Below are 16,899 nucleotides of genomic sequence, written 5' to 3'. Positions count from 1 at the left end.
GAGAAGGAAGAAGGTTACGCCACCGCCCGCCGCCCGATAATCGCAAAACGCAATTTGCCCGAAACGAAATCGATCGCGGCGACTGCGACCAGGATCATCAGGATCAGGAACGACACCTTCTGCCATTCCAGCACGCGGATCTGCTCGGCGAGCTGGAGGCCGATGCCGCCGGCGCCGACGATGCCGATGATGGTGGCCGAGCGCGTATTCGACTCGATGAAATAGAGCACCTGCCCGGCAATCACGGGCAGGACCTGCGGCAGCAGGCCGAAGCGAATCTCGTGCAGCGCGCTACCGCCGGAGGCGCGGATGCCCTCGACCTGCTTCTGGTCGGCGCCCTCGATCGCCTCCGAGAACAGTTTTCCAAACGCGCCGAAATCCGACACGGCAATAGCGAGCACGCCGGCAAACGGGCCGAGCCCGACCACGTTGATCCACACCAGCGCCCAGATCAGCGTGTCGACTCCGCGGATTGAATCCAGGAAGCGCCGCACCGGAAACCGCAAAATCCTCGACGGCACCACATTGCGCGCGGCAAGAAGACTGACCGGCAGCGCGAAGACCGCGGCCAGCGTCGTGCCGAGCAGCGCAATCGACAGCGTCTCGCCCAGCGCCTTCAGATAGACCGGCAGCGACGAGCCGGGATCCGGCGGGATCATCATCAGGCTGATCCAACCGAGCTGGCTGAGCCCCGCGAACAACCGCGACGGCGAGAAGTCGAGATCGATGAGGCCATAAATCAGAACCGCGAGCGCCGCGACGATCATCGCCGGCATCGGGAGCCGCGCCGAAGCCGGCCGGTCGAACACATCAGGGTAGCGCGCGCGAAGCGCTGATGTGTCAATGTCCTGCGGCCCCGTCACGTCCGCGCCTCCTTGCCGAATAGGCGGCCGCGCAGCCAGCCGGTGCTGATGTCGATAATGAAAACCGTGACGATGATGGTGAGCAGGATGGCGCTGACGTCCGAGTAGTAGAACTTGCGGATGGCGACGACGAGCTCCTGGCCGATGCCGCCGGCACCGACGAAGCCCATCACGGAGGCCTCGCGGACGTTGATCTCGAAACGCAGCAGCGCGTAGCTGGCATAGCCCGCCGTGACCTGCGGCAGGATGGCGAAGCGCATGCAGGACAGCCAGCTCGCGCCGGTCGAGCGGACGCCTTCGACCGGTTTCATGTCGGCGTTCTCGACGATCTCCGAGAACAGCTTTCCAAGCGCGCCGGTGGAGTGAATCGCGATCGCCAGCACGCCCGCCATCGGCCCCAGCCCGAAGGCGATCACGAAGATCAGGGCAAACACGATGCCGGGGACCGTGCGGGCGAATTCGAGCAGGCGCCGCACGACGAAGCGCAACCACGGCGCGGGCGAGGTGTTTTCAGCCGCAAAGAAGTTCAGGCAAAACGCAAAAGTCGCGCCGATCAGCGTGCCGACATAGGAGATCAGCAAAGTCTCGCCCAGCATCCTCAGCCATTTGCGCCAGCCCCACAGCCACTCGCCGACATCGGTCCAGACCCGCTGGCCGGTGTCGAGTGTGAGGATGCGGTCGAAATAGCTGATGAAGTTGCCAAAGTGGGCGAACAGCGTGCGCAGATTCACTTCAGCGCCGATCGCGGCCAGACACAGTGCTGCGGCGAAGATCACGGCTCCAGACAGGATTCGGAGCCGCTTGCGCGCCACCGCCTGGCGATAGGCGGCGTTGAGCACGGCGAGCTGTTGCTCGGGGAGGATCGAAACCGCGACGGTCATCTTGGCCAGGAAAATGGTCAATCAAAGAGAAAGAGCCGGGTCCATCGACCCGGCTCCAGTGGCATCGTCCCGAAACTCAGGACGCCTTCTTCTTACGCAGCGCATCGACGAACTTGATCAGCTCGATCGTGCCATCCCAATCCTTGGTGGTCGCGGGATGAAAACCCTTCTTCTGGCCGTCCTGGAGGCGATGGAACGCAGCCTTGTCCTTGGCCGGCGCGTCGAAGAACGCCTTGGCGATGGCGGCCTTGGCCTCTTCCGGCAGGTCAGAATTGTAGGCATAGGGGCCGTTGATGATCGGCGCCGACTTGTGGATGATGCGGAAATCATCCTTCTTCATCGCCGAGCCATCGGCATTCTTCAGCATGCCCTTGGTCAGCATCTGCGCTAATGTCGAGTCGTTGTCGCTGGTCCACTGGTTGGCCGCGACGTCGACCGTGCCCTGCGCCAGCGCCAGGATCGCGTTCTCGTGGCTTCCGGTGAAGACGACCTTGCTGAAATAGGTGTCGGCGTCCGCGATGCCCATCTTGTCGAGCTCGAAGCGCGGCACGTTGTTGCCGGAGGTCGAGTTCGGGTCGACCAGGCCGAGGTTCTTGCCCTTGAGCTGGTCGATGCTCTTGTAGGCGCTGCTCGCCTTGACGAAGAACACCGAGTAATAACCGGTGGAGCCGTCGGAGTTGATGTCGTTGGCGAAGGCGTCGGTCTTGACGCCGGTCAGGCGGGCGCGGGCGAACGAGGCCGAGCCGTAGCTCGCGATGTGAATGTTGCCGGCACGCTGGCCTTCGATTACGGCAGCGTAGTCGTTGGCGATGCGCAGCGTGACTTTCACGCCCAATTCCCTGGAGAGATAGCTCATGAACGGCGCCCAGCGCTCGGTCACGCCCGAGGCGTTTTCCGCCGGAATGACCGCGAAGGTCAGCTCGGGATATTTGGCTTTCCAGTCTTCGGCGGAGGCCGAAGTCGTCAACGCGAGCGCGGCGGCGCCGGCGAGAATCAATCTGCGAGTAATCATGATAGCCTCTTCATTGGTTGAGGTCGGTTGACGCAAAATTGGTAAGTCCTGATGCGGCGCAGCTCAGGCGGCGGCCGCCGTTCCAAGCGCCGGAATGCCCTGTCGCACCGGTGCAGGCGTGCCGCCCATGACTTCGGCGGCTTCGAGATCGTAGAGCTCGCGCGCCACGTGGTCGGTCAGCTCGGCCGGCGCGCCGTCGAACACCACGCGGCCCTGCGCCATGCCAATCAGGCGGTCGCAATAGCTGCGCGCCAGGTCGAGCGAATGCAGATTGCAGAGCACCGTGATGCCGAAGTGCTTGTTGATGCGCAGCAGCGCATCCATGACGATCTTGGTGTTGCGCGGATCGAGCGAGGCGATCGGCTCGTCGGCGAGGATGATGTCGGGCTGCTGCACCAGCGCGCGGGCAATCGCGACGCGCTGCTGCTGGCCGCCGGAGAGCTGATCGGCGCGCTGGGCCGCGAGCGGGGCAATGTCGAACTGTTCGAGCGCGGACATCGCCAGCGCCCTGTCCTGCTCGGGCCAGGTCTGCGACAGCGAGCGCCAGGCCGGCATCGTCGCAAGCCGTCCCATCAGGACGTTGGTGAGCACATCGAGCCGGCCCACCAGATTGAACTGCTGAAAGATCATCGCCGAGCGCGCCCGCCACTGCCGCAGCTCCTTGCCGCGCAGCGCCGTGACGTCGAGGCCGTCGAACAGGATGCGGCCCTGTGCAGGGGTCGCGAGACGGTTGATGGTGCGCAGCAGGGTCGACTTGCCGGCGCCGGAGCGTCCGATCACGCCGACGAAGCCGCCGGGAGAGACTTGAAACGAGGCGTCGTCCACCGCGGCTTTCACGCCGAAGCGACACGTCAGACCTTCAACCACCAGCATGCAGGGCTCCAGAGTAGCTGGGACCCACCGCTAACGCCGGCGCTTGACACTTGTGTGACACGGACGTTGCGGTGCGGCGATCCTACACACCTCATCTCCTGTTCATCCCCTGTCATGGCGTCGTCATGACATTGTCATCAAGCCGCTCGAAGAGAAACGCCCGCCCTCTCGTTCGGATTCAACATGGCCGCCAAAGCTCTTTCGGTCCAGCCGACTGTCGATCCCTCCGCGAAGCTGCACGACGCCAGGCTTGGGGCCTACACCGAGGTCGGCGCGCGCACGATGCTGCACGAGGTGACGATGGGGGATTACTCCTATATCGTGAACGACGCCCAGATCACCTACACCACCATCGGAAAATTCTGCTCGATCGCGGCGATGACACGGATCAATCCGGGCAATCACCCGATGCAACGCGCCACGCAGGCGCACTTCACCTATCGTTCGAGCGCCTATTTCGAAGGCGAGAGCGACGACACGGAATTCTTCGACTGGCGGCGCCAGCATCACGTCCATATCGGCCATGACGTCTGGATCGGCCATGGCGCGATCGTTCTGCCGGGCCGCAACATCGGCACCGGCGCGGTGATCGCGGCCGGCGCCATCGTCACCAAGGACGTTCCGGCCTACACCATCGTCGCCGGCAATCCGGCGCGCATCGTGCGCCGGCGGTTCTCGGAAGAGGTTGCGGGGCGGCTTGCGAGGCTCGCTTGGTGGGACTGGGATCACGACAAGTTGCGTGAAGCCCTGCCCAATTTCCGCAAGCTCGGGATTGAGGATTTCCTCACGGCATACGAAGCAGGGGCACCCTCTTCTGCCAGCAAACGAAGCGCGGTCGCGTGACAGACATATTCCTCGAGGGCGGGCGGGCCCTGATCGGCTCCGAGTTCGCCGAAACGTCGCTTCTCGTGTCCGGAACGGACATCGCAGAGATCAATGCCTCGCGCAGCCGGGCGCGGCTGGCGATCAAGGCGCGCGATCTGCTGGTCCTGCCGGGCATCGTCGATCTGCATGGCGATGCCTTCGAGCGACAGATGATGCCGCGCGCCGGGGTCGATTTCCCGATCGACGTCGCGCTCGCCGACAGCGACCGCCAGGCGATCAGCAACGGCATCACCACGGTTTTTCACGCCACGACCTGTTCGTGGGAGCCGGGCCTGCGCAGCGCCGGCAATGCGCGCAGCCTGATGGAGGCGATCGAACGGCAGCGCCCGCAATTCGCCGCCGACACCCGCTTTCACCTGCGCCACGAGACCTACAATCTCGACGCCGAAACCGAGATCAGCCAATGGCTCACTGAGGGCCGCGTCGACCTGTTCGCCTTCAACGACCACATGGACGGCACGGTTGGGGACATGGCCAAGCCGCGCAAGCGCAATCGCATGGTGGAGCGCACCGGCCTGTCGAGCGAGGAATTCGACCGGCTGGTCGGACACATAATGTCCCGCGCCGCGGATGTGCCGGCTTCCGTGTCACGGCTGGCCGCGACGGCCCGCGCCGCCGACGTGCGGATGCTCTCGCACGATGATGCGACGCCGGCGATGCGCGAAGGCTTTCGCGCCATGGGCGTGGCGATTGCGGAGTTTCCGATCAACGAGGAGACAGCGCGGGCGGCAGCAAGCCACGGTGACGCCATCGTCTACGGCGCGCCGAACGTCGTGCGCGGAGGCAGCCACACGGGCTGGACCAGGGCATCCGACATGATCGCCAAAGGGCTCTGCTCGGTTCTGGCCTCGGACTACTACTATCCCGCGCAGCTGCTCGCTGCGTTCCGGCTCGCCGCCGATGGCGTGCTGCCGCTGACCGAGGCCTGGAATCTGGTCTCCGCCGCGCCCGCGCGCGCGACCGGTCTTGCAGATCGCGGCGTGCTCGCGGAAGGCCGGCGCGCGGACATTCTGCTGGTCGACGACAGCATGCCGCTGCGGCCGCGGCTGATCGCCGTGATATCAGGCGGCAAGCTCGTGCATCTCACCGAGGCGACGCGGTTGCTTGGCATGCCAGCTACCCCGCGCCAAGCTGTCGCCGCGGCATAAACCCGCTATGCTCGGACGATGACGAGTTTCCCCCGCTACGCGATCTATTTTGCCGCAGGCAGCGACAGCGCGCTCACCCGCTTCGGCGAGGAGTTGCTCGGCTACGATGCCTATACCGGCAACGAGCTGCCGTTTCCCGCCGACGCATCGCGTCTCGCGCCGGACTGGCGTGATGTCACCGCCGATCCCCGCAAATACGGCTTTCACGCCACGCTGAAGGCGCCGATGGCGCTGGCGTCCGACAGGCGCGAGGTCGAGCTTGTTGCGGCCTGCGCGACATTCGCCGGCAGGGCACGCGCAATTCCGGTGATCCGCCCGGTCGTCGATTCCATCAGCGGCTTCATCGCCGTCATTCCCGGGGAGCCGGTCGGCGAACTCCAGCAGCTCGCCGCCGATTGCGCGCGCGACTTCGACTCCTTCCGCGCGCCGCTGAGCGCGGAAGACCGTGCGCGGCGCAAGCCGGAGAAGCTGAGCGAACGGCAGCGCCACTATCTCGACCGCTGGGGCTATCCTTACGTGATGGAGGAATTCCGTTTCCACATGACGTTGACGGGCCGGCTCGACGTGGAGCGGCGCGGGCCGATTCTGGAAATGCTGCAGGGAAGGTTTGCTGCGCTCGGCCTCAAGACGCTTGCGATCGATCGCGTCGCGCTGTTCAAACAGGACCACGCCAAGGCTCGCTTCCGCATCATCGGCGAGTGGGCTTTGACCCAGTAAGTGTCAGTGCCAGCTCGCGAGATTGAAGCCGAAGGCCACAACGCCAACCAGAATGAGGCTGGTGGCCCAGATTACATCCAGATTGAACCAGCTTCGCGAGACGAACCTCAATCCCAGATGGCGGTAGACCAGCCACGCCAGACATCCGCCGGCGCTGACCATGGCAGCGACGTGCACCAAAGACACCAGAACCGCCATCCCGAGACTCGCCTTCATCAGCGCGCCGGCGGCCTCATGGCCGGCATCGAGTTCGAAGGCCTGGCAGAGCCCGAGATAGATCGGCACGAGCATCAAGGCGGCGCCGTGAGCAATGGCAACGGCAAATGACCAGAGCGCCAATTGCGTCGGCGGAATTCGTGCCAGCGCGCGCGGATGGCGCCGCTCGACCAGCCGATAGACGCCGAAGCCGATGACGAAAAGGCTCGCGCCGAGCTGGATCGAACGCTGCCACTCGGCCAGCACGAGCAGGAACGCGAATGGCAGCAGCACGAGAAGCGTTGCCAGGAGATGTCCGGCGGCCAGAGCCCACAACGCACGAAAGAGCGCGCGCGGGCTCTTGTCCATGAGCCCGGCCGAAACGGCGAGCGGCCAGCCCATTCCCGGATTGACCCCGTGATAGAGACCGCTCGCAACAAGAGCGAGCCACAGCCAGCCGAGGCTCGCGTGTGCCCAATCTAGGCCGACGGGTAGCAAAAGGAGTCCGTCGAACAATCGCCGCCCTCCAGCCTGATCTGGTGCGCACGATATCCGTCGGGGAAGCTCACGAAGTAGTTCTTGTCGAGCTCGAAGCCACCATTGCGACCGACATTGGCCATGACTTCCAAACCCGGAACGCCATCGGGATAGAACTGGTCATCCCAGGTGGAATAGAGCGAATTGGTCCAGTACACCCGCCTGCCGTCCCGGCTGATCTCGACCATCTGCGGACCGGCCGCAAATGCCTTGCCGTTCGGATGGGGGGTGCGGCGCGCGATGCCGCCGATGTGAACCGAGCCCGCAAGCTTCGGCTTTCGCGGATCACTCACGTCGTACTGGCGCATTTCACCCGTGCCCCAGCACGAGACATAGAGAAAACGATCATCCATCGACAGGTCGATGTCGGTCACCAGCGGCGGCACGGCGCCAAAGCCCTGAAGCAGCGGCGGGAGCTTCTCCTTTGGCGCAGGCTCGGGCGGGATCGTCGCCGTCTTCTCCGCATGGAATTTTCCGCCTTCGCGCCACCAGGTCCAGATCGAGGCTTCGAGATTCGTGGTGTCGACCACAACGCCTACAAAGCCGTATTCGCGAACCGGATCGTGCGCCGGCCGTACCTCCAGCGCCATCTGATGATTGGCGCCGAGGTCGATGGTCTGCACGTTGCGACGGGCGCGGAGATCCCAGAAGTGGAGACGATGGCCATATTTGTTCGCCAGCAGATCTTCCGGGACGATCCCGTTCTCGAACTGCGGCGGCAATGCCCATTCGCTCGTCACCACGTAGTCGCGCGGCAGGTTCCACCAGAAATCATAGTGCAGCGTCTGCGGACCGCGGTCGATCTCCCATCGTCCAAGGACCTCGAACGTCTCGCAATCCATGATGAAGACGCCTGGAGGCCCGTTGGTGCCGTCCTTGCCGCCGCCGCCGAGCGTGCTCACATAGACGCCGTCCGGCCCGCAATGGATGGTGTGCGGCCGCGAATAGCCGGTCTTTTTGAAGACTTCCTCGGGCTCGATGATCTTGTGGATTTTGGCTTTGGTCGGATCGGGCTTGGTATCGATGATGTAAATCCGCGACGAGCGCAGCCCGGGGATGATGAGATAGCGCCGCTCGATGAAGGCATGCCCAGTGAGCGGCGACAAGGCGGAGGAGCAGGCATTCCAGCCGAAGTGATGAAACTCATCGCCCTTGTTGGGCATCGTCACGGTGTGGACGATCTGGCTGTAGGTCGGCGATCCCGGCTTGGCGTCGATCACCGCGAGAGCATCCGGTTTCGAGAAATCCGGACTGAGCAGCAACGTGTAGGCAAAGTTCTCCGCAGGAGCTTCCATCGCAAGCTTGGGCGATGCGTGAAAGGTGGGATCCGGCCTCATCGTCATGGCACTGCCTCCCTGTTTCGTTGGTTCGCACCAACCTGGTTCGGAATAGCGGCATAATGAAGAGCTGTTGCGCGATGTCTTGAGTTGCTCCGCGGGCCAGGTTGGCGAGCGTACAATATGTCATCGCCGGGCTGCGGGAAACCGCCCGAACCGCGTTAATTCGACGCCTTCAGCCAGATGGAAGCTGGCGGGATCAGGCCAGGGGTGCGCACCTCACACTCAGCGTCGTCCCGGCCTTCGCCGGGACGACAGCGTTGCGCTACTTCCCCCACCTCAACGCCAGCGCATCGCGCTCCTTGGCCAACTCCAGCAGCCCGGCCCGCGTCGCCGGGTGCAACGGCTGGAGCGGATGCCGCACCGTGTCCGACTTGATCACGCCGCCGGCCTGCATCATCGCCTTGCAGGCGATCAGGCCGCATTGGCGGTTTTCGTAGTTGATCAGCGGCAGCCAGCGTTCGTAGGCGGCTTTGGCCTCTTCACGCTTGCCGGCGAAATAGGGATCGACGATCTGGCGGATGCCGTCGGGATAGCCGCCGCCGGTCATCGCGCCGGTGGCGCCGGCATCGAGATCGGCGAGCAGCGTGATCGCTTCCTCGCCGTCCCAGGGACCCTCGATATCGCTGCCGCCGGCGTCGATCAGGCTGCGCAGCTTTGCAGCCGCGCCCGGCACCTCGATCTTGAAATAACGGATGTTGGCGAAATCGCGCGCCAGCCGCGCGAGTAGCTCAACCGACAGGGGGGTGCCGGCGACAGGCGCATCCTGGATCATGATCGGAATCTTGATCGCGCCCGACAGCACCTTGAAGAATTCGACGACGCCTTTTTCGGGCACGCGGAAGGTGGCGCCGTGATAGGGCGGCATCACCATGACCATGGCGGCACCGGCCGCCTCGGCCTGCCGGCTGCGCGCGGCGCAGACGGCCGAGCTGAAATGCGTGGTGGTGACGATCACGGGAACGCGGCCCGCGACATGCTCCAGCACCGCATGCATCACGGTCTCACGCTCGGCATCCGTGAGCACGAACTGCTCGGAGAAATTGGCGAGAATGCACAGACCGTTCGAGCCTGCGTCGATCATGAAATCGATGCAGCGACGCTGTCCCTCAAGGTCGAGTTCGCCGCGCTCGTCGAAGATGGTGGGTGCGACCGGGAACACGCCGCGATAGGGGCGCTGGGCCTTGTGGTGGGGCGTGACCGGCATCGAACTCTCCATCCCTGATATCTCTTACATCTGCCGCGACGCTCGCACAGCGCCACAGATGTACCCGCCGCGCGCATCGGCGGCAATGCCGATCGCGCGACGTAAGGACGGAAGATTGTCGAAGCTATGCGGTCCTCACCGCGCCCAAAAAGCCCTCGACCGCGACGCGGAGACGATCGGCGTCGGCGGACATTTTCGTCACGGACACCGACAGGACCGAACCGGCATTGCCGGTCTCCTGGTTCAGCCTGGCGACGCTGCCGATGGTGTCGGTGACCTCGCGGGTTCCCTGCGCGGCCTGCTGGAAGTTGCGGGAGATCTCGGTGGTGGCCGCACGCTGCTGTTCGACCGCTGCCGCGATCGCCGTCATCTTTTCGTCGATGCCGCTGATCGCGCCGCCGATCGCGCGGATGGCCGCGACCGCCTGGCCCGTCGCGCCCTGGATCTCCGCGACCTGGCGGGAGATTTCTTCCGTCGCCGTCGCCGTCTGCGAAGCGAGGCTCTTGACCTCGCCGGCGACCACGGCGAAGCCGCGGCCGGCCTCGCCCGCGCGCGCGGCTTCGATGGTGGCGTTCAACGCCAGGAGATTGGTCTGCCCTGCGATGGCGTTGATCATCTTCACGACCTCGCCGATGCGGCCAGCGGTCTGATCGAGGATTTCGACCGTCGCATTGGTCTGCGCTGCCTGCGACACGGCTTCGCGGGCCTCGCGGGCGCTGGCCTGCACCTGCGCGGAGATCTCGCCGACGGACGCCGAGAGTTCTTCGGTCGCCGCTGCGATGGTCTCGAGATTGTTGGTGGCCTGCTCGGCGGAGGAGGAGACCGCCGCGGTCTGGCTGCTCGATTCCGAAACCAGTGAGCGGACGTCAGTCGCGGTGGCATCGAGCTCCTTGGTCGACGCCGCAACGCTGTGAATGACGGCTTGCACGGTGTCGTCGAAACTGCGGCAGGCCGCATCGACGGTGCCGGAGCGGGCGAGCTGGAGCGCCTGCTGCGATTCGCGCTCCTGGCCCAGGCGTTCCGCGGTCGCCGCGCTCTCGCGCAGGCTTTCGAGTGCGGCCGCCATGGTGCCAAACTCGTCGGGATACCTGGATTGCGGGACGGGCGTCGCGTAGTCGCGGGCGCTGATCTTGGCGATCGCGTCCAGGATGGCGCGCACCGGGCGCATCAGGCGATTGCGCACCACGTACACGCCGGTCAGGGTCACGGCCAGCGCGAGCAGGAACGCGAGCGACTGCACGACGAGATTGGTGAGCGCCTTGGCCTGCACCGTTTCCGCCCGGACGATCGACTGGTCGAGCGCCTTGTTCGCCACCGCGACGATGGACGCAAAGGGTGACTGACACAGCGTATTCCATTCCGCGGCGGGCATCGCGGGCTTACCGCTGCCGTCGAAATTCTTGGTGAGGTCGCCGATCTGCTTGAGGGCACCGTCGGTCTTGGCCTTCGCGTCCGCCGCTGCCGTCACCAGCTCCGCCGCCACGCCGGGCGCGGCCAGCAACTCGGCCATGCCCGCCCAACCGGAGGCGATCGTGCCATCCCATTGCGCCACTGACCGCTTCTGAGCGTCGTCGAGCGGCTTGCTGGCGTTGACGTTGGAGCGAAGGGACGAACAATGGATACCATAACGATCGCGCACCTGCCAGGCGAAGCGCCGGACCTGGATCATGCGGGCGATGAAGGGGTCGTCCATCCAGGCGCGGTTCGACACCGCGGTGGAAGCGAGGTTGGCCGTTTCGATCACCTTGGTGACGCCATCATACCAGGAGTTGGTGCGCTCGATCTTGCGCTCCGCGCGCGGGCGCTTGGCCTCGTCGTAGAACAGCTGGAACTGCGGCGCGGCGGCGCTCCAGCCCTGCTTCAATGTGCCAGCGAGTTCGTCGCGGCGGGCGAAATCGACGGTGGCGAGCGCGGCGCCGATGGCGTCATAGCCGCCCTGCTCGGCCTTCTCCGCCGCCTCGAGTTTTGCTCGCGGATCATCCTCGCCGAGGATCGCGCTCTGGGCATCGCCGCGATTGTTGCGCAGCGCCAGCACGCCATGGAAGATCGCCTTGTCGGCCGCGGCAAGCCGCGCGGTCTCGAGGCTGTCGCTATAGCGGCCGAACGCCCCAACCATCTGGATCGCCGTGGAGGCCAGCGCACCCGCAGCCAGCAGGGCCATCAAGGTCAGAAGGAGCGAACTTACCGATTTCTTAAACATTGCCATGGTGTCGGGGGCCTGGGTCGGGGGCCTATTCTTTCGAGCGCCACCTTGCCCGCGACATGCCAATGTTCCGTTAAGGTTTTAATCGAATGGGCGTGAGTTTCCGGCCCGACGAGCCTCAGCGCAGTCCCGGATATCACGCAACCTTGGTGAAATCCGGCGGGCGGCGTTCCGCGAACGCCGTGAAGGCCTCGCGCGCCTCAGCGGTGCGCAGGCGCAGCCCGAACTGCTCGCCTTCGGCATTCATCTGCGCGACCAGCGTCTCGCCGTTGCGCATCAGCTTCTTGGTGGCGGTGAGTGCGCCGGCCGGCTGACGGGCAAGACGCTGCGCCAGCGCGAGCGCCTCGGCATCGAGCTTGTCGAGCGGCACGACGCGGTTGGCGAGCCCCCATTCCAGCGCGGATTTGGCCGGCACCGTCTCGCCCAGCGCGAACATCTCGTAGGCCCGCGCATAGCCGATGCGCGCCGGCATCAGCAGGCTGGAAGCTGCTTCCGGCACCAGTGCGAGGCTGACGAAGGGCGTCGACAATTGCGCGTTGGCGGCAAGCACGACGAGGTCGCAATGCAGCAGCATCGTGGTGCCGACGCCGACGGCGCGGCCCTGCACCGCGGCCACCAAGGGCCGGGAGCAGCGCGCCAGCGACTGGATGAAGCGCACGACGTTGCGGCTTCCTTCCGACTTGCCCGCCGCGACCGCCGCGAACTCGCCGACATCGTTGCCGGCGGTAAACATGTCGCCTTCGCCGCGGATCAGGATCACGCGGACCGACGGATCGTGCTCGGCTGATTCGATGGCATCGGCGAGCTTGCCGTACATCGCATCCGTCAGCGCATTCTTCTTGTCGGGGCGTGCCAGCGTGAGCGTGAGAATTCCGCCGTCGTTCCGGATCCGGACGTGCTCGGTCATGGGTCTCTCCTCTATTCCTATGGATCTCTAGAAAGCTCTGTTGAAAGCTGTCTTGGAAACTTGTCCTGAATGCTGGTCAGCCAGCGCGCGACGATATCGATCTCCGAACTGGTGAATCCGTCCGTCAACGCCGCGTTGACCCGTGCCGCGCTGGCCTTCGCCTGCGCCAGTGCCGTCCGCCCCTTCGGCGTCAGCCAGACGCGCCAGGCGCGACCATCCTCGTGATCCGCGCGCCGCTCGACCAGTTTAGCCGCCGCCGTACGGTCGACCAGCCCCGAGATGCCGGCCGGCCCCATGTCGAGCGCCGCGCCCACCTCACCCATCAGGACGCCGTTCTGCTTGCCGAGGATGAACAGCAGCCCCGCTTGCGCCGGCGTGACCTCGCTCGAAGGCTGCGCCGCCATCCAGCGCTGCACGCGCCGCTGCGCCACGCTCAACAGGTAGATCAACCGATGGTGTCTCGCGCCCTCGTCTTTATTTCGCATGCGAAATAGATAATCGAGGCGGATCAGATTGTCAAAGGACGGCAGCTGGACATGTGCCGCGGCAGTCGTCGAGGAACAGGGCCGCCCCGGCGCACCAGGACCTCACCCACCAATCGCAATTAGCCGCCGCCGTCACGCTTGACGGCCGCTTCCCTTTATGTTCTCTATTCGTTCTATTCAATCATAGATTGTCCCGGAGGCCTTTCGTGATGAACAGTATGCGTGGCGAGAACCAGCCGACCCAGCTCATAATTCATAATGACGATGATACGCCGGACCAATTCGTGATGGATCTGCTTCGGCAGGTTTTCGGCAAATCAGACCGTGAAGCGACCGCGCTGATCACCCAGATCGAGCAGAAGGAAAAAGCGGTTTGCGGACCTTACCCGCAATCGGTTGCCGAAGCCCTTTTCAAATCTGCGCAACAATCCATCGAATTGGCCGGCCACCAACTGCAGGTCACGCTAGAGGCGGTCAAGAGTCCTTGCGAACTCTGTGGCAAGCCTGAGGGACAGACCGACGTTCGTATCGGCAGCCGCACGGTCTGGCTGTGCAGCGAATGCATGCGTGCGGCGGATGAGCCCTCGAACGAGCGAGAGGAGAATTTCGACTTTGCATGCGACATTCTCGATTGGCACCTTGCCAGCACTGCGCGCAGCAAACTCGTGACCACGATCCGCCAATTTCCCGGCCACATGCGGGTCGATCTCCAGGCCGCCGTCGACCGGCTCTTCGGCAAGGCCATCCGGCTGGTGGGACTGAACGAGGAGCAGCGCTACGAAACGCTGTCGATTCCACGACTGCTCAAGGAGGGCCGCTATGCGATCGCGATTGCCCCGCTGCAATATTCCGACGTCGACGTAGGCGAGAAGAGCCCGGTCAAGTGTCTGGATAACGGGCTGTGGCTGTGTGAGCAGGATCATCTCCGCTATGCGGTTTTGCTCTGCGCACACCGCGAATACAGTCGCGAGCCCGGAATTCGGATCGAAATCCTGGTACCCTCAGGTTCCGCAGGCGCGGCTCTCGTCCAGCAATGCTTCAGTGAATTGGAAGAAGCCGTACAGGCTGCGCGGACCTATCGCGGCAAGATCCTGTCGCTCGATGCCGATTCCGACTATCGCGGTCGCTCGCGCGGCATCACGGTGCATCGCTTGCCGCAGGTCGCGCGCGACGAGGTGATCCTGCCGGAGCAGACCCTGCGGCTGCTCGATCGCAACGTTCTGACCTTCGTCAACACCCGAGACCAATTGCGCCGGCTGGGTCAATCGACACGCAAAGGCATCTTGCTGTACGGGCCGCCGGGCACTGGCAAGACCCACACGATCCGTTATCTCGCAACGCATTTGCCCGGGCATACGACGCTGATCATCACGGCCGAGCAGATCGGTCTGCTCGGCGCCTATATGAGCCTGGCACGGTTGCTCCAGCCGTCGATGGTGGTGATCGAGGATGTCGATCTCATCGCCCGCGACCGCGATGACATGGGGCCGTGTGAGGAATCCATGCTGAACAAGCTGCTCAACGAGATGGACGGGCTGAAGGAAGACGCCGACATCCTGTTCGTCCTGACCACCAACCGGCCGGAGGACCTCGAGGGAGCTCTCGCGGGTCGCCCCGGCCGCATCGATCAAGCCATCGAAGTGCCGCTGCCAGACGAGACCGGCCGCGGCAAGCTGGTCCGGCTCTACGGCAGGGGATTGCCGCTCGAGGGGGCCGTGATCGCGGAGGCTGCCCGACGCAGCGAGGGCACGAGTTGCGCCTTCATCAAGGAGCTGATGCGGCGGCTGGCGCAAGGAAGCATCGCGCGGGACGGCGGCAACACCGTGATCTCGGCCGATATCGACGAGGCGCTTGACGACATGCTGTTCTCCGGCGGCCGGCTTAACGCGCAGCTGCTCGGCGGCGCGCAGGCAATGGCCACCGGGTGACGCTCCGAAGTGGCGCGCCTGCTACGGCGCGCACATGAAGCTCGACGCCTCCGTCACTGGGCCGCTCTTGTAGTGCGGCCAGGCCGGCCAGCGGCACAGCGGCAGCGCGCGAAGCGTCGCAAACGACGGCGCCTCGACCTTCTGCTCGGTAACTTCCAGATCGCCGGGCGCCCTGCCCTTTTCGACCCAGTCGACCAGCACGCTCAGCATGTCGACATTGGCCGGCGCGCCGGAGCCGACATGGTCGACCCCTGGCGCGGTGTAGAGCCGCGCGAACTCGGCCGTCTCGGCTTTGCCGACCTTGCGTTCGACGTTCTCGAAATAGCGGATGCCGGCATAGGGGCTTTGCGCGTAGTCCGCCATATGTTCGAGCATGATCAGCCGGCCGCCGCGAGCGCGGAAGCGGCTGAGGTCGGGGTCGGTGGAATCCATCAGGCTGGAGACCTCGAGCAGCCGCGCCTTGTGCGCTTCGGGCTTATACGTCGTCACGTCGAGCTTGGGATCGCGCGCGAACACGTATTGGATGCCGCCGGCGCCGTAGATCCAGGCGATGCCATTATTGGGCGCGGGCGGCTGCGCGGGAGGCGCCGTGCCAAGCCACCACGCGACCCAGCCGCCGGTCGGGCCGACCGCCGGCGTGTCCTCGCCCGACACGCCCCAGCCCGGATAATCGTCGAGGCCATTGGCGAGCGCGAACGGGAATTTGTAGGTCGCATGCAAGGTCTCGATCGCCTTGATCTGTGCGTCGGTGAGGCACTGATCGCCCGTCTTGCCGCTCGCGCAACGCAGCGTCTCCACCTTGAAGGCCGCCTTGCAGGAAACGGGATCTTGCACCAGCGCGTCATCGGAGCCGTCGGCCTTGTCGCAAGCGGCCCGCACGGCATCGCCGACTAGCTTCACCTGCGCCGGATTGATCCAGCCATCACCCATGGTCACGAGCCCCGAACGCGTGCCGGCATGCTGCAGGCCGACCCAGTTGATGACGGGCACGCGAGCAAAGATGCCGTCGAAATCATCAGGGTAGCGCTGCGCCATGGTGAGGCCTTCGCGGCCGCCTTCGGACGACCCCATGAAGTACATTTTCTCCGGCGCCTTGCCGTAAGCGCGCTGCATCAGCGCGACGGCGGCATCGCGCACCTTCTTGTAGGCGCGATGGGCGAAATTCTCGAAGGCTTCGTCGTTGAGCGCGAACAGCTGCGGCGGCTCGCCCGGCTTGGACTCGTGACCGGAATCGGTGCCGTAGGTGACGAAGCCGCGCGCGAGCGGCGACGGCTTGTCGAAGGGATAGGCCGGCGGCAGCGCCAGGCCCGTGATCAGCACGCCATTGAATCCGCCGCCGCCATATTGCAGCGAACGGCCGTTCCATTCGACGGGCAAATTGACCTGAAACTTGATCGGCGGCGCCTTGGGATCGGTGGGATCGATGTGGCCGAGCACCTTGCAGAAGCCGGGATTGGCGGGCGTGACGCGCCCCGACGGCGTCGGGCCGCGTTCGGCGACGGCCAGTTGCGACGGCGCCAGCAACGTCGCCGAATCCACCTTCACGGCGTCAGCGCCGCCGACGAGGCCCTTGCAGACAGTGTCCGCATCCTCAGTCAGCGTCACCGCTGAAGCGGAATTCGCGCCCAGCGCGCCCGCTGCGCCCACCAGCAATGCGCACAGCTTCACATGGATTTGCGCCATCGTTTCCCCCTGAGTTTCTGTTCGTTATGTCAGCAGGC

The 16,899-nt window shown here is 64.8% G+C and carries 15 protein-coding genes; 4 read left to right on the top strand and 11 right to left on the bottom strand.

Translation table 11 applies throughout. The annotated features are described in order from the left end of the window. Positions 1–14 precede the first annotated feature (14 nt). The 4 genes from phnE (IVB42_RS21340) to phnC all read right to left on the bottom strand — a co-directional run bounded on the left by phnE (IVB42_RS21340) (position 15) and on the right by phnC (position 3,629). Positions 15–863: a phosphonate ABC transporter, permease protein PhnE gene (phnE, locus tag IVB42_RS21340; RefSeq protein ID WP_026232457.1), complete on the bottom strand. Its 849-nt coding sequence runs from the start codon at positions 861–863 to the stop codon at positions 15–17. Continuing rightward, positions 860–1,744: a phosphonate ABC transporter, permease protein PhnE gene (gene phnE / locus IVB42_RS21335; RefSeq protein ID WP_026232456.1), complete on the bottom strand. Its 885-nt coding sequence runs from the start codon at positions 1,742–1,744 to the stop codon at positions 860–862. Before phnE (IVB42_RS21335) ends, phnE (IVB42_RS21340) begins: the two co-directional genes overlap by 4 nt. A gap of 76 nt (positions 1,745–1,820) precedes the next feature. Beyond that, entirely contained in the window at positions 1,821–2,756 is a 936-nt protein-coding gene (gene phnD / locus IVB42_RS21330; protein ID WP_026232455.1) for a phosphonate ABC transporter substrate-binding protein, read from the bottom strand. 63 nt (positions 2,757–2,819) lie between these two features. After that, positions 2,820–3,629: a phosphonate ABC transporter ATP-binding protein gene (phnC, locus tag IVB42_RS21325; protein WP_018453073.1), complete on the bottom strand. Its 810-nt coding sequence runs from the start codon at positions 3,627–3,629 to the stop codon at positions 2,820–2,822. A 183-nt stretch (positions 3,630–3,812) separates the two neighbouring features. Here phnC and IVB42_RS21320 point away from each other — a divergent pair, with 183 nt between their 5' ends. Genes IVB42_RS21320 through IVB42_RS21310 form a run of 3 tightly spaced genes read left to right on the top strand, consistent with a single transcriptional unit; the run spans position 3,813 to position 6,379 of the window. After that, complete coding sequence (locus IVB42_RS21320; RefSeq protein WP_247399193.1) at positions 3,813–4,472, top strand: chloramphenicol acetyltransferase; 660 nt, start codon at positions 3,813–3,815, stop codon at positions 4,470–4,472. Beyond that, complete coding sequence (locus IVB42_RS21315; protein ID WP_018453071.1) at positions 4,469–5,662, top strand: alpha-D-ribose 1-methylphosphonate 5-triphosphate diphosphatase; 1,194 nt, start codon at positions 4,469–4,471, stop codon at positions 5,660–5,662. The genes IVB42_RS21320 and IVB42_RS21315 overlap by 4 nt, the downstream gene beginning before the upstream one ends. 18 nt (positions 5,663–5,680) lie before the next feature. Further along, positions 5,681–6,379 carry a DUF1045 domain-containing protein gene (locus IVB42_RS21310; protein WP_247399191.1) on the top strand — a complete coding sequence of 233 codons (699 nt, stop codon included), beginning with the start codon at positions 5,681–5,683 and terminating at the stop codon, positions 6,377–6,379. Between the two features lie 3 nt (positions 6,380–6,382). Here the strand turns inward: IVB42_RS21310 and IVB42_RS21305 are convergent, their stop codons facing one another. The 6 genes from IVB42_RS21305 to IVB42_RS21280 form a co-directional block, all read right to left on the bottom strand. After that, a complete protein-coding gene (locus IVB42_RS21305) occupies positions 6,383–6,976 on the bottom strand; it encodes a hypothetical protein (protein ID WP_018453069.1) in 594 nt (197 codons plus the stop codon). 77 nt (positions 6,977–7,053) lie between these two features. Continuing rightward, positions 7,054–8,454 carry a selenium-binding family protein gene (locus IVB42_RS21300; protein WP_247299231.1) on the bottom strand — a complete coding sequence of 467 codons (1,401 nt, stop codon included), beginning with the start codon at positions 8,452–8,454 and terminating at the stop codon, positions 7,054–7,056. Positions 8,455–8,713: 259 nt separating this feature from the next. Next, on the bottom strand, positions 8,714–9,655 hold the full coding sequence (locus IVB42_RS21295; RefSeq protein WP_026232453.1) for a dihydrodipicolinate synthase family protein: 942 nt from the start codon (positions 9,653–9,655) through the stop codon (positions 8,714–8,716). 124 nt (positions 9,656–9,779) lie between these two features. After that, positions 9,780–11,861: a methyl-accepting chemotaxis protein gene (locus IVB42_RS21290; protein WP_026232452.1), complete on the bottom strand. Its 2,082-nt coding sequence runs from the start codon at positions 11,859–11,861 to the stop codon at positions 9,780–9,782. Between the two features lie 133 nt (positions 11,862–11,994). Beyond that, positions 11,995–12,765: an enoyl-CoA hydratase gene (locus tag IVB42_RS21285; protein ID WP_018453065.1), complete on the bottom strand. Its 771-nt coding sequence runs from the start codon at positions 12,763–12,765 to the stop codon at positions 11,995–11,997. Between the two features lie 17 nt (positions 12,766–12,782). Continuing rightward, positions 12,783–13,250: a MarR family winged helix-turn-helix transcriptional regulator gene (locus IVB42_RS21280; protein WP_247369100.1), complete on the bottom strand. Its 468-nt coding sequence runs from the start codon at positions 13,248–13,250 to the stop codon at positions 12,783–12,785. 209 nt (positions 13,251–13,459) lie between these two features. Between IVB42_RS21280 and IVB42_RS21275 the strand changes: the two genes are divergently transcribed. Next, a complete protein-coding gene (locus IVB42_RS21275) occupies positions 13,460–15,178 on the top strand; it encodes an ATP-dependent Clp protease adaptor ClpS (protein ID WP_247337563.1) in 1,719 nt (572 codons plus the stop codon). Positions 15,179–15,199: 21 nt separating this feature from the next. On the opposite strand, the gene IVB42_RS21270 is transcribed toward IVB42_RS21275, so the two are convergent. Further along, positions 15,200–16,861 carry a tannase/feruloyl esterase family alpha/beta hydrolase gene (locus tag IVB42_RS21270; RefSeq protein WP_018453062.1) on the bottom strand — a complete coding sequence of 554 codons (1,662 nt, stop codon included), beginning with the start codon at positions 16,859–16,861 and terminating at the stop codon, positions 15,200–15,202. Between the last annotated feature and the right edge of the window lie 38 nt (positions 16,862–16,899).

The sequence above is a fragment of the Bradyrhizobium sp. 45 genome, from assembly GCF_023073155.1.
Taxonomy (GTDB): domain Bacteria; phylum Pseudomonadota; class Alphaproteobacteria; order Rhizobiales; family Xanthobacteraceae; genus Bradyrhizobium; species Bradyrhizobium canariense_D.
The sequence above is the reverse complement of the archived record's forward strand: the minus strand, read 5'-3'. Positions and strand labels throughout refer to the sequence as shown.

What these genes read in the sequence shown, in the direction of transcription:
- phnE (WP_026232456.1), bottom strand. Translation starts at nt 1,744, where the DNA reads ATGACCGTCGCGGTTTCGATCCTCCCCGAGCAACAGCTCGCCGTGCTC.
- phnD (WP_026232455.1), bottom strand. Translation starts at nt 2,756, where the DNA reads ATGATTACTCGCAGATTGATTCTCGCCGGCGCCGCCGCGCTCGCGTTG.
- phnC (WP_018453073.1), bottom strand. Translation starts at nt 3,629, where the DNA reads ATGCTGGTGGTTGAAGGTCTGACGTGTCGCTTCGGCGTGAAAGCCGCG.
- IVB42_RS21320 (WP_247399193.1), top strand. Translation starts at nt 3,813, where the DNA reads ATGGCCGCCAAAGCTCTTTCGGTCCAGCCGACTGTCGATCCCTCCGCG.
- IVB42_RS21310 (WP_247399191.1), top strand. Translation starts at nt 5,681, where the DNA reads ATGACGAGTTTCCCCCGCTACGCGATCTATTTTGCCGCAGGCAGCGAC.
- IVB42_RS21305 (WP_018453069.1), bottom strand. Translation starts at nt 6,976, where the DNA reads ATGGGCTGGCCGCTCGCCGTTTCGGCCGGGCTCATGGACAAGAGCCCG.
- IVB42_RS21300 (WP_247299231.1), bottom strand. Translation starts at nt 8,454, where the DNA reads ATGACGATGAGGCCGGATCCCACCTTTCACGCATCGCCCAAGCTTGCG.
- IVB42_RS21295 (WP_026232453.1), bottom strand. Translation starts at nt 9,655, where the DNA reads ATGCCGGTCACGCCCCACCACAAGGCCCAGCGCCCCTATCGCGGCGTG.
- IVB42_RS21290 (WP_026232452.1), bottom strand. Translation starts at nt 11,861, where the DNA reads ATGGCAATGTTTAAGAAATCGGTAAGTTCGCTCCTTCTGACCTTGATG.
- IVB42_RS21285 (WP_018453065.1), bottom strand. Translation starts at nt 12,765, where the DNA reads ATGACCGAGCACGTCCGGATCCGGAACGACGGCGGAATTCTCACGCTC.
- IVB42_RS21280 (WP_247369100.1), bottom strand. Translation starts at nt 13,250, where the DNA reads ATGCGAAATAAAGACGAGGGCGCGAGACACCATCGGTTGATCTACCTG.
- IVB42_RS21275 (WP_247337563.1), top strand. Translation starts at nt 13,460, where the DNA reads ATGAACAGTATGCGTGGCGAGAACCAGCCGACCCAGCTCATAATTCAT.
- IVB42_RS21270 (WP_018453062.1), bottom strand. Translation starts at nt 16,861, where the DNA reads ATGGCGCAAATCCATGTGAAGCTGTGCGCATTGCTGGTGGGCGCAGCG.